Source organism: Roseovarius tolerans, assembly GCF_900109855.1.
GTDB classification, from domain to species: Bacteria; Pseudomonadota; Alphaproteobacteria; order Rhodobacterales; family Rhodobacteraceae; genus Roseovarius; species Roseovarius tolerans.
Map to the genome: position 1 here is coordinate 19,932 of NZ_FOBO01000026.1, position 11,134 is coordinate 31,065.

Sequence of the window (11,134 nt, forward strand, 5' to 3'; positions counted from 1 at the left end):
CGTTTGCGTTTGGCGCAGACGCAACTATGTATGACAGTATGACGCTGCAGATACCTTTCGATAACAGCTATGCCGCCCTGCCCGCGCGGTTCTACACCCGGCAGACGGCGGTGCCCGTGCGCGCACCGCGCCTGATCCGCTTCAATGCAGCGCTTGCCGGTGATTTGGGCATCGACGTGGCCGATGAGGCCACGCTGGCGCAGGTCTTCGCGGGGAATGCCGTCCCACCCGGTTCGGACCCGCTGGCGCAGGTCTATGCGGGCCATCAGTTCGGCGGGTTCTCACCGCAACTGGGCGACGGGCGCGCGCTCCTGCTGGGCGAGGTGGTGGACCGTGCAGGCCACCGCCGCGACATTCAGCTCAAGGGCTCCGGCCCAACGCCCTACAGCCGGATGGGCGACGGGCGCGCCTGGCTCGGGCCGGTGCTGCGCGAATACGTGGTGTCCGAGGCGATGCACGCCCTCGGCCTGCCCACCACCCGCGCCCTCGCCGCCGTCGAGACCGGAGAGCCGGTCTACCGCGAGGCCGGCGGCATGCCCGGCGCGGTTCTGACCCGGGTCGCCGCAAGCCATCTGCGCGTCGGCACGTTCCAGTATTTCGCCGCGCGCCGCGATATCGAAGGGCTGCGCGCGCTCTACGACTATACGGTCACCCGCCATTACCCGCAGATCGAGGGCCCCGCGCATCTGCTGGCTGAGGTGATCCGGCGGCAGGCACGGCTGGTGGCGGGCTGGCTCTCGATGGGCTTCATCCACGGCGTGATGAACACCGACAACACCGCGATTTCCGGCGAGACGATCGACTATGGCCCCTGCGCCTTCATGGATGTCTATCACCCGCAGACCGTGTTCAGCTCAATCGACGCCCATGGCCGCTACGCCTATGACAACCAGCCGCATGTGATCGTCTGGAACATGGCGCAGTTTGCGACCGCCCTCGTGCCCTTGATGCCCGACCAAGATGCCGCGATCGAGGAGTTTACCGCCCTTGTCCATGCCATGCCCGACCGGATCGAGACCGAGTGGCGCCGCAGCTTTGGCAGTAAGATCGGCATTGAGAATGCCAGTGCCGAGGACGCCGCCCTTGTCGCTGACCTGCTCACGCGCATGGCCGAAGGGCGCGCCGATTTCACCAATACGTTCCGGGGTCTTCTCGACGGCACCGCGCGCGATCAGTTCCTTGATCGCGACGCCTTCGACACATGGGCCGAAGCCTGGCACGCGCGGATCGCACGGGAACACGACCCCGAGGCGGTGATGCGCGCCGCCAACCCCGCCGTCATCCCGCGCAATCACCGGGTGGAGCAGATGATCGACGCGGCGGTCTCGGGCGATTACGCGCCGTTCGAGCGTCTCTTGTCAGTGCTGGCAAACCCATTTGAAGATCAGCCCGACGCCGCAGATCTCACGCGCCCACCCGAACCTGCAGAGGTGGTCCACGCCACGTTCTGCGGCACCTGATCACTTGTCGCGCAGCCGCCGGAACAGGCGCGGATTGCGGCGGATGAATTCGTCGATCACGCCGGTGAATCCGCCATAGGCGCGCCCCTTGAGATAGGCAAAGCCCGACGCGGCCCCCAATCCCGCCCCGATCATGTCGATGATCAGGTCGCCCATTGTGTCCATCAGTCCGGATTTCTGCATGTTCATGCCGAAACTCTGGTCCATGGCGAACTCAAAGATTTCCCACAGCGTGCCGATGGACAGCCCGAAGCAGAAGGCAAAGAACGCCACCGCCCAGGGCGGCGCGGCATAGCGGTCGCCCTGAAACATCATGAAGACCAGAACAAAGCCGATCAGCCCGAACCCGATGGCCGAGCCTGCATGCATCGCGATATCCCACCACCAGAACCGCTCGTAGAAATCGAGCACCTCCCCGGCGAAAAGCGTGGCTCCGACGAATATCACGATGGCGGTCAGGAAACTGGGCGGCACGTCGATCTCGGCCCATCTCGCCACCACTACGGGGGCCATCGATAGCGCCAGCGTGGCCAGCGCGATGAAGGCCAGCGACCATTCCCGCGTGACCAGCGCATCGAGCGCGATCAGCCCGAGCGCCATCCAGATCAGCCGGGTCAGCAGGGTCTGGCCGGAAAACATGCTGCCTCCTGTCATTCTTCGATGCTATCAGGGCATAATGAGGGCGTCGATGATCCGGATTGCAAGTTATAACCTTCAGAAATGTGTCGGGCTCGACCTGCGTCGCAGGCCGGACCGCATCCTCAACGTGATCGCTGACCTCGCCGCGCAGGTGGTCGTCTTGCAGGAAGCCGACAAGCGCCTTGCGCCCCGCATGGCCGCCCTGCCCCACGAGATGGCCGAGGCCGAGGGCTGGCACGTGGTGGAATTCGGCCAACCCGGCGGCTCGCTCGGCTGGCATGGCAACGCGATGCTGCTGCGGCCCGGCCTACGGGTGATCGAAACCCAGCATATCGAGCTGCAGGGGCTGGAGCCGCGCGGCGCGGTGCGCGCCGATCTGGAGACGGATCTGGGGCCGCTACGCGTGGTCGGGCTGCATCTGGGTCTGGTGCGGCGCCACCGGCTGTTGCAGGTGGCCGCGATCATGCGCGCACTCGCGCGGCTGGCGCCCTGCCCCACGGTGCTGGCGGGCGATTTCAACGACTGGCGCGGCGGGGCGGCGCTCGATGCCGCCGCGAAAGGGGTCGGCTTCGTGGCCACCGGCCCCAGCTTTCCGGCCCCGCGCCCGGTGGCGCGGCTCGACCGGCTGGCGCTCAGCCCCGATCTGGAGGCTCTGGCCACAGGCGTCCACCGCACGCGCCCCGCGCGCGTGGCGTCCGATCACCTGCCGGTCTGGGCAGACGTGGCAAGACGGTGAGCATGGCCTGACGCGGACATCCGATTTAAGCACCCTGCGCGATACGCGGTCGAAGACCGCCGCTCAACGCCAAACCATCCCCCACCACACCTCAAGGCAGCCGCAACCACGCATCATCGGACCAGTCCTCGAATTGAGGGCGGAAATAGGCCACCATCCGGCCCTCCCTAGGGGCCTCGGCCCCCGGCCCCCACGGGGCCACGCCGTGCAAGGCGAGGCGGTGCACCATATAGGCCCCACCCGGGGGGGCATGGAGCGGCACGCGGCGGCAGGTCTCGAACACCTCGCGACGGGCCGCCTGATATATCTCGGTCAGGTCAACCTCCCCCCAATGCTGCGGCGCCACACCGCCAAGCGCCGCATCAAAGGCGCGGCGCATGATGTGATGGCTGCCCTCCCAGACGACCAGCGGGCTGGCCCCAGGCCCCGCCTCGCTCAGTGGCAGCCCGAGGATATAGGCATGGCGTTCACGCAGCATGCGGCGACGCGTCTCGCCCACCGCCAAGAGCCCATCGACATGCGCCGCATCGCGTCTCTGCCGGTAGCGGAACGCCGCCTCGCCCTCGCCCGCGCGTGGTCGGGGATAACCCGGATAGACAACCGAGACCTGCCCCCGGTGCAGCGGCAGCCTGTCATAGAGCGTGGAGGCCGCCTCAAACGCCGCACCGGTCAGCGGCTCGCCTGCGTCCAGTCGGCCCTCGGGATCATTGGGCAGCGTATCCACCCCCACGAACCACGTCCTCTCGCATTGCAGCCACTCTGCGCGTTCCTGCGGGTCGGCGATGCGCGCAAGGGCTACGAGACGTGCGCGCGCCGCCCAGTCCCGCACCGCAGGCTCCGTCGCGAAACAGGCCCAGCCCTTGTCGCGCAGCGCCTCTACCATCCCAGGGACTTGCGCAGCATGTTGAGCGCCACCAGCGTGAGAAAGACCGCAAACACCCGCTTGAGCGGCTTGGGGTCCATCACATGCGCCAGCCGCACGCCCCAGGGTGCCGTGACCAGCGTCATCGCGATGACCACCGCAAAAGCCACCAGATTGACCGCCCCGATGGTGAACGGCGGGCGGTTCTCGGCGGCGATCTCGAGAAACAGGAACCCCGCCACCGAAGGGGCCGCGATGGTCACGCCGAACCCTGCCGCCGTGGCGACTGCGCGGTGAATCGGCACGCCGTAAAGGCTCATCAGCGGCACACCGAAACTGCCGCCACCAATCCCCATCAGCACCGACAGGAACCCCAGCACGGGCGAGAGCGCGGCACGGGTGACGCCCACCGGCATCGCCTCGGCCAGCCGCCAATGCGACCGACCAAAGCCCAGGTAAAGCCCGATCATCACACCAAGCCCGCCAAACAGCCCTTGCAACGTGGTCGAGCGCAGGCTCGCCGCCACCAGAACGCCCAGCACCGCCCCCACCGCAATCCCCGGCGCCCAGCCCCGCAGGATCGCCCAATCGACAGCGCCCCTCTTGTTGTGGCTGAGCACCGAGCGCACCGAAGTGACGATGATCGTCGCCAATGAGGTGGCAAGGCAGATCTGCATCAGCTGCGGCCCGTCATAGCCAAGCGTCTGGAACGCATAGAAAAACGACGGCACCAGAACGATACCGCCGCCCACGCCCAACAACCCCGCCAAAACCCCGGCGAAGGCGCCGATCACCAGCAGCATCGCCAGCATTTGCAGCAGAAGGGTCGTGTCGGGAAAGGGGATGGCCATGCGCGCGCTCCGGGATCTGTTCGCGGGCAGGCTTACACCGCGCCGGGACCGAGGAAAAGGCGCGCGGTGAAATGGGCTTGCCCCCTGCCCCCGATCCGCGACAAAAGGGCCGGACCAAACTGCAACCAGGCGATATGTCCATGCCCCGCTATGCCCTTCAGGTCGAATATCACGGCGCACCCTTTGTCGGCTGGCAGCGGCAGACCGATCAGCCTTCGGTGCAGGGCGCGATCGAGGCGGCGCTGGCACGGCTGGAACCGGGGCCACATACCATCGCCGCCGCCGGGCGCACCGATGCAGGCGTGCATGCGCTGGCGCAGGTCGCCCATTGCGATATGGCCAGGGACTGGTCGCCGCTCCGCCTGTCCGAGGCGCTGAACTATCACCTCAAGCCCGCGCCGGTCGCGATCACCGACTGCGCGCGCGTGGCCGACGACTGGCACGCGCGGTTCTCGGCCACCGGGCGGCGCTATCTCTTTCGGGTCAGCACCCGGCGCGCGCCGCTCACGATCGAGGCGGGCCGGGTCTGGCACGTGCGGCGCGATCTGGATCTCGACGCGATGCGCGCGGGCGCGGCGCATCTCGTGGGTCATCACGATTTCACCACCTTCCGCTCCACCATCTGCCAGGCGGCAAGCCCGGTGAAGACCCTCGACCGTCTGGAGATCGAAGAGATCGCCACGCCCACCGGGCGCGAGGTGCATTTCCGCCTCGCCGCGCGGTCCTTCCTTCACAATCAGGTGCGCAGCTTCATTGGCACGCTGGAACGCGTCGGCGCAGGCGCTTGGCCGCCCGACCAGGTGCGCGAGGCCCTCGCCGCGCGCGACCGCGCGGCCTGCGGCCCGGTCGCCCCGCCACACGGGCTCTACCTCGCGGGCGTGGTGTATCCCGAGGACCCGTTCGCACAAGATTAGGCTTTGATCTTGAACCGCACCCGCGCTAAGAGCCGCATCAGCGGTCCCGTAGCTCAACTGGATAGAGCAGCTGACTTCTAATCAGCAGGTTCGGGGTTCGAGTCCTCGCGGGATCGCCAATTTGGCACATCTGCAGATCATCAGGGTCGCGCCGCGCCGGGGCGCGCATCGGCGCGGTCCATCAGCTCCCGGATATGGCGGGCGAAATACCAGGTAGCGGGGGCCCCGATCACGCAGCCGAGGCCAATCGACCATGCGGTCGAGGCCACGGGCCCGCCGATCCAGCTGAAGATCAGCGAGGCGAAGAACACGTTGACCGCCGCCGCACCGGCCCCAAACGGATAGAGGGCGAGCGCAATCTGAGGCGTGGACCAGCCCTGGCGTGTCATCGGCGGGAGACCAATCGCTGCACGGCGATCATGGATACGATGAGCGCAAGGCAGGCCAGCGCATACCAGAATTCGGCGGTGGCGGATTGGGCCTGCGGGATTGGTCGGTCAAAGCTCTTGGCAAGGGTCGGCGATGCGATAAGCACCGCGAAAAGGACTGTCAGGCAACGCATGTCAATTCTCCTGTGTCAGCGTGCGATAGATATCGGGAAGCGCGCGGGTCAGGCGCGCGGGATCGGGCAGCAGAGTAAAGCCGCCGCGCCCGAAAATGCGTGCGAACCAATCCTGCCCGTCCTCGTCGATGATGATGCCATGCAGGCTGTGGCCCGCCATGCGGGCCTCCCGGACGGCCATGTGACTGTCCTCGATACCGTGCTGGCCCTCGTAGTGATCCAGATCGTTGGGCTTGCCGTCGGTCAGCACTATCAGCAGCTTGCGCGCGCTCGGCTCCTCAGCCAGTTGCGCGCTGACATGGCGGATCGCCGCCCCGAGCCGGGTGTAATGCCCGGGCTTCAGCGCGCCGATATTCGCGGTGATGGCGGGCGACATGTCGTCGCCGAAGCCCTTGCAGCGGCTGAGGAACACCCGGTCGCGACGCAGCGAGGAAAACCCCCAGATGCCCAGCCGGTCGCCCGCCGCGTCGATGCCTGCCGCCAATGCTGCCATCGCCTCACGGGCCACCTCGATCACCGAGGTGTCACCAATCGCGGCCTCGGTGGAGCGCGACGTGTCGATCAGGAAGGCCACCGACAGGTCACGCTCGGTCTGGCGCGCCGATTGCCATATCCGGTCAGAGCCGCGCCCAGTGGCCAGCAGATCGGCCCGCGAGGTCAGCAGCGCGTCGAGATCAAGCTCGCTCCCCTCTACCTGACGCGGTTGCAGGATACGGCGCGGGCGCAGTGCCTCGAACTGGCGGCGCACCTCGCGCATCCGGCGCTGGTTCGGCACGAAGGGCGTGTCAGACGCGGCCACTGGCGCATCCAGAACCCGGCAATGATCGGCCATGTAGCTGCGCGACCGGTGGTTCCACTCGGGGTATGTGTGCGTGCCCGCCAGCGCCTCGTGATCGGCATCGGCGGGCGAGAGATCAAGATGCAGGCGCAGCCGTGTCGCGGCCTTGCGATCCTGTTTCGACAGGGTGATTTCATCCTGATCATCCGCCGCCTTCTGGGCATTCTCGTCATCGTCGTCATCGACGCTGCGGTTGATGTTCATCGACTCGATCCATGACAGGATCGATTCGAAGCGGTGAATGATAAAGCTGTCCTTGCGGTTCTGCTGATCCTGATCCTTGCGCCGTCCCAGCTTTCGGCTGGTATGCGCGGCAGCGGGCGGCGGTGCGGCAGGGTCTGCCGCCTGATCCGTCGCGGCATCGCCAGAAGACGCATTGGCAAAGCGCAGCCAGATCGGCACCGGTGCGAAGGGCATGTAGCTCCCCGGCACCGGGTGCCCGGTCACCTCGGGTGTGGCCCCGCAAAGCTGGTTGCGGATGGCGGTTTCGATGATTGCCTCCTGCGCTGGCCGCAAAACGTCTGGTCGCGCCGCCATGCAGAGCCGCGCCATCCGGTCATGGGCCTGACGCAGGCCGGGACAGGCGGCATAGGCCGCATCCGCCGCCGCCGCATTGGCGCGCACCTGCGCGCAATCGCGGGCCGGGCCTTCGCCGGTCAGGTCGATCCCATTCAGATCGCAGACCGCCGCCAGCGCCGTCAGCCAGAAATACGCGGCCCGGTTCAGTGCAGGGTCGGGAAAGGCCGCGATAAACGGCGGCAGCGTCAGCCGCTCACTGTCGAACCCGGCGACCCACTCACGGTCGCGCTCCGCCCCCAGCTTGCGACGCAGCGGGCGGCGATGGCGCATAAGCGTCGCCGCCGCCTCGCTCAGTTCCACGCCGGGTGCGCCACCCAGACCGCGAAACAGCACCGCAAGGCTGGGCCGGACCGAGGCGAGTGCGACACCCGCCTCGGGGTGGCCGATATCCGCCCCGATCCCGCTGGCCATGTCATGCCAGAGATTGCCGACCGTCTCTTCGGGCTCCATGAGATCGAGAAGATGCATGGCGCTCACCCGTAGATCGTGGCGACCAGATCGCGCAGCGCCTGCTGCACATCGGGCTCATCACTCAGCGGCTCGATGACCGCTGCCTCCAGCGCCTGATCGACGCCCATGCCCCCCGCCATCAGCGTGGCGGCATAGATCAACAGGCGCGTTGACACGCCTTCCTCAAGGTCCATACCCGAGAGGTTGCGGATATGCCCGGCCAGCCGCACCAATGGGGCCACGCGCCCCGGCTCCAACCGGCTTTCGCTGGAGACCACCGCGATCTCGGACTCCGCACCCGGAAATTCAAACGAGATCGAGAGGAAGCGTTGCCGCGTCGACGGCTTCAGCCGCTTGAGCACGTTCTGGTAGCCTGGGTTGTAACTGGCCACCAGCATGAAGCCCGACGGCGCCACCAGCTCTTCGCCGGTGCGGTCGATCATCAGCGTGCGGCGCGTATCGGTCAGCGGGTGCAGCACAACCGTCACATCCTTGCGCGCCTCGACCACCTCGTCGAGATAGCAGATGCCGCCCTCGCGCACCGCGCGGGTCAGCGGCCCGTCAACCCAGACCGTCTCGCCCCCCTTGAGCAGATAGCGCCCGATCAGATCTGACGCCGACAGATCGTCATGGCAGGCCACCGTATAAAGCGGCTTACCCAGCCGGGCCGCCATATGCTCGACAAAGCGGGTCTTGCCGCAGCCGGTCGGCCCCTTCAGAAGAAGGGGCAAACCGTTGTCATGGGCCGTCTCGAAAAGATCGCATTCGCGGCCCGTCGGCTGATAGAACGGCAGGGTTGGTTTATAGACCATGTTCATAGCTCATTCTCCCGGAACAGGGTTGGCAGGGCCGGGCGCGATCACCTCGGATTTGCGCACGACCAGCATGGAATAGAGGAACAGCAAGGCCCCGATCACCACAGCCGCACCGGCACCAAACCGCATCAGGTAGAAGATCGACAGACTGTCCTGCACCTGCATGTAATAGTCGCCCACCACGCGCTGCATATGCGTCTGGATGGTGCCCGCGAAGGTCAGCACAAAGGTCATGAAGGCCATGCCGCCGGTCATCAGCCAGAAGGACGCCATGTTCAGCACCTGGTTATAGGGCGCGCGTTCCCGCAGCATCGGCATCGCATAGGTGAAGATCGCGAGGTTCAGCGCCACATAGGCCCCATAAAAGGCAAGGTGGCCGTGGGCGGCAGTGATCTGCGTGCCGTGGCTGTAGAAGTTCACCCCGTGCAGCGTGTGCAGAAAGCCCCAGACGCCGGCGCCGAAGAAAGCAACGGTGGAGGAGCCCAGCGACCACAAGAGCGCGGCCTTGTTGGGATGGTTCTTGCGGCCCTTCCAGACCATGACGAAGGCAAACGACATCATCAGGAAGAACGGGATCACCTCGAAGGTCGAGAAGATCGAGCCGACCCATTGCCAGTAGCCCGGTAGACCGATCCAGTAGAAGTGGTGCCCGGTGCCAAGGATGCCCGAGAAAAGCGCCGTGGCGACGATGACATAGAGCCATTTCTCCACGACTTCGCGGTCCACCCCGGTCAGTTTTAGCAGCAGGAAGGCAAGGATCGCCGCCATCACCAGCTCCCAGGTCGCCTCGACCCAGAGATGGACGACGAACCACCAGTACATCTTGTCGAGGCTGAGGTTGTCGGGGTTGATGAAGGCAAAGACCCAGAGCAGCGACAACAGCCACAGCCCCATCAGCAGGACGTTGGTGATCGCGGTCTTCTTGCCCGCCAGCACCGTCATCGAGATGTTGAGCAGAAAGATCAGCGCCGCGACGAGGATGCCGAACTTGACCCACAAGGGCTGTTCGAGAAACTCGCGCCCGCCATGGATACCGACGAGGTACGAGCCCACCGCACCCAAGGTGCCCACGACCAGGATGATAAGCTGGATATAGGCCAGCTTGGGCGACCAGATTTCACGCTCCGATTCCTCGGGAATGAGGAAATAGGCGGCCCCGAAGAAACCCAGCAACAGCCAGACGATCAGAGCGTTGGTGTGGATCATCCGGATGATGTTGAACGGCAGGATCTCTGCCAGAAAGTTGGGCGAGACATAGACCCAGCCCGCCAGCAGCCCGCCCAGCACCTGAATGCCGAAGAGGGCCATCGCCGCGACGAAATAGTAGAGCGCGACTTTTTGTGATTGGTATTTCATGGGGTTCACTCCTTACCCGGCATCATTGGGCGGCCAGCCCTGCGTGTCGGTTTGATCGGCCCAGCGCAGAAACTCCGCGAGGCCGCGGATATCTTCGTCACTGAGGTTGAAATTCGGCATCTGGCGGCGGCCTTCGATGCCGCTCGGCTGGCTTTCCATCCAGCCCTTGAGCATCTCGAAGGAGTCCTCGGCGCTGTCCTGCACGCCCCAGCGGGTCATCACATTGCCCACTTCGGGCGCGAAATAGGCACCTTCGCCGTGCAGGCTGTGGCAGTTGATGCAGGAATGCTCTTCCCAGACATGCTTGCCGTGGATCACCTCTTCGCTGAGCGCCATGCCCGCCGTCGAGGTTTCGACCACGTATTTGTGGCTATGGACGGTCATCGCCACGAAGATCACGACAAAGAAGATCGAGCCCCCGTAGAAGATGTTGCGCGCCCGTGATTTCGTTAAGATTTCAGCCATGTTCAGGCCTCCTTGGAATTCGGGATGACCTGTTCTAGGCGGGCGCCCGGCAACGGAGTTTGTGCCAGCGCAACGTTTGGCGCGATTGCGCGGTTAGGCTGGTCGGAGAAAGGAGCGCACGATGCGGCACCCCCGACCAGATGACCCCGATCTGCCGCTGGCGGATCTGATGACACGATGGCCCCAGACCGTCCCGGTCTTCGTCCGGCACCGGATGCTCTGCGTCGGATGCCTCGTCAGCCCGTTCCACACGGTGATCGACGCCTGCGCCGAGTATCACTTGGATGAGGAGGCGTTCCTCGCCGAACTGATGCAGGCGGCGGACCCGGGGTAGGAGCGAGGTCTGAAGGCATCCCCCGTTGCCAAGACGCCCCAAGCAGGGCGACCCGGCGCATGTCGGTTAGGTAGCCCACGTGACGGATGCTGCGTCTCGCTCGAAACGCAGCAATGCGTAGGCAGGGAGTTTGCAAAGTTTGGCGCAGTTTCCCAAAGCGGCCATTCGTTCAGCCTGCAGCTAGAGCGGGTTGCGTTCAATCAGTTTCATAGCCTGCGGCCTTGAAGAAGTTGTAGCACTCTTCCTCAGTGAAGAGATCGCAGACATTGCCAA

General features: G+C 65.5%; 13 protein-coding genes and 1 tRNA gene. 5 read left to right on the top strand and 9 right to left on the bottom strand.

Annotation, left to right across the window (positions count from 1 at the left end; all coding sequences use genetic code 11):
• Positions 1 to 38: 38 nt before the first annotated feature.
• The gene (locus tag BMX04_RS17795; RefSeq protein ID WP_074788223.1) at positions 39 to 1,460 is read left to right on the top strand and encodes a protein adenylyltransferase SelO; all 1,422 of its coding nucleotides are present in this window, start codon (positions 39 to 41) and stop codon (positions 1,458 to 1,460) included.
• Here the strand turns inward: BMX04_RS17795 and BMX04_RS17800 are convergent, their stop codons facing one another.
• Entirely contained in the window at positions 1,461 to 2,114 is a 654-nt protein-coding gene (locus BMX04_RS17800; RefSeq protein WP_235575777.1) for a DUF2238 domain-containing protein, read from the bottom strand.
• A 34-nt stretch (positions 2,115 to 2,148) separates the two neighbouring features.
• Between BMX04_RS17800 and BMX04_RS17805 the strand changes: the two genes are divergently transcribed.
• Positions 2,149 to 2,835 (top strand): endonuclease/exonuclease/phosphatase family protein, encoded by a 687-nt coding sequence (locus BMX04_RS17805; RefSeq protein ID WP_244888585.1) that lies wholly within the window; start codon positions 2,149 to 2,151, stop codon positions 2,833 to 2,835.
• A gap of 91 nt (positions 2,836 to 2,926) precedes the next feature.
• Here BMX04_RS17805 and BMX04_RS17810 read toward each other — a convergent pair whose 3' ends face one another.
• Together BMX04_RS17810 and BMX04_RS17815 are read right to left on the bottom strand one after the other, a co-directional pair.
• On the bottom strand, positions 2,927 to 3,718 hold the full coding sequence (locus BMX04_RS17810) for a hypothetical protein (RefSeq protein WP_074788213.1): 792 nt from the start codon (positions 3,716 to 3,718) through the stop codon (positions 2,927 to 2,929).
• Positions 3,712 to 4,548, bottom strand: a complete 837-nt coding sequence (locus tag BMX04_RS17815; protein WP_074788214.1) for a sulfite exporter TauE/SafE family protein — start codon at positions 4,546 to 4,548, stop codon at positions 3,712 to 3,714. Before BMX04_RS17815 ends, BMX04_RS17810 begins: the two co-directional genes overlap by 7 nt.
• A gap of 140 nt (positions 4,549 to 4,688) precedes the next feature.
• Here BMX04_RS17815 and truA point away from each other — a divergent pair, with 140 nt between their 5' ends.
• Together truA and BMX04_RS17825 are read left to right on the top strand one after the other, a co-directional pair.
• Entirely contained in the window at positions 4,689 to 5,462 is a 774-nt protein-coding gene (truA, locus tag BMX04_RS17820) for a tRNA pseudouridine(38-40) synthase TruA (protein ID WP_074788224.1), read from the top strand.
• 42 nt (positions 5,463 to 5,504) lie between these two features.
• Positions 5,505 to 5,581: transfer RNA gene (locus BMX04_RS17825), tRNA-Arg, on the top strand.
• 21 nt (positions 5,582 to 5,602) lie between these two features.
• On the opposite strand, the gene BMX04_RS17830 is transcribed toward BMX04_RS17825, so the two are convergent.
• Genes BMX04_RS17830 through BMX04_RS17855 form a run of 6 tightly spaced genes read right to left on the bottom strand, consistent with a single transcriptional unit; the run spans position 5,603 to position 10,527 of the window.
• Complete coding sequence (locus BMX04_RS17830) at positions 5,603 to 5,851, bottom strand: NnrT protein (RefSeq protein ID WP_074788215.1); 249 nt, start codon at positions 5,849 to 5,851, stop codon at positions 5,603 to 5,605.
• A complete protein-coding gene (locus tag BMX04_RS17835; RefSeq protein ID WP_074788216.1) occupies positions 5,848 to 6,024 on the bottom strand; it encodes a protein NnrT in 177 nt (58 codons plus the stop codon). Before BMX04_RS17835 ends, BMX04_RS17830 begins: the two co-directional genes overlap by 4 nt.
• 1 nt (position 6,025) lies before the next feature.
• Positions 6,026 to 7,909, bottom strand: coding sequence for a nitric oxide reductase activation protein NorD (locus BMX04_RS17840; RefSeq protein WP_074788217.1), 1,884 nt, complete (start codon positions 7,907 to 7,909; stop codon positions 6,026 to 6,028).
• Between the two features lie 5 nt (positions 7,910 to 7,914).
• Complete coding sequence (locus BMX04_RS17845; RefSeq protein WP_074788218.1) at positions 7,915 to 8,709, bottom strand: CbbQ/NirQ/NorQ/GpvN family protein; 795 nt, start codon at positions 8,707 to 8,709, stop codon at positions 7,915 to 7,917.
• Positions 8,710 to 8,712: 3 nt separating this feature from the next.
• On the bottom strand, positions 8,713 to 10,062 hold the full coding sequence (locus tag BMX04_RS17850; protein WP_074788219.1) for a cbb3-type cytochrome c oxidase subunit I: 1,350 nt from the start codon (positions 10,060 to 10,062) through the stop codon (positions 8,713 to 8,715).
• 12 nt (positions 10,063 to 10,074) lie between these two features.
• Positions 10,075 to 10,527, bottom strand: coding sequence for a c-type cytochrome (locus BMX04_RS17855; protein WP_074788220.1), 453 nt, complete (start codon positions 10,525 to 10,527; stop codon positions 10,075 to 10,077).
• A 121-nt stretch (positions 10,528 to 10,648) separates the two neighbouring features.
• Between BMX04_RS17855 and BMX04_RS17860 the strand changes: the two genes are divergently transcribed.
• Positions 10,649 to 10,861 carry a DUF1858 domain-containing protein gene (locus BMX04_RS17860; protein WP_074788221.1) on the top strand — a complete coding sequence of 71 codons (213 nt, stop codon included), beginning with the start codon at positions 10,649 to 10,651 and terminating at the stop codon, positions 10,859 to 10,861.
• The last annotated feature ends 273 nt before the right edge of the window (positions 10,862 to 11,134 follow it).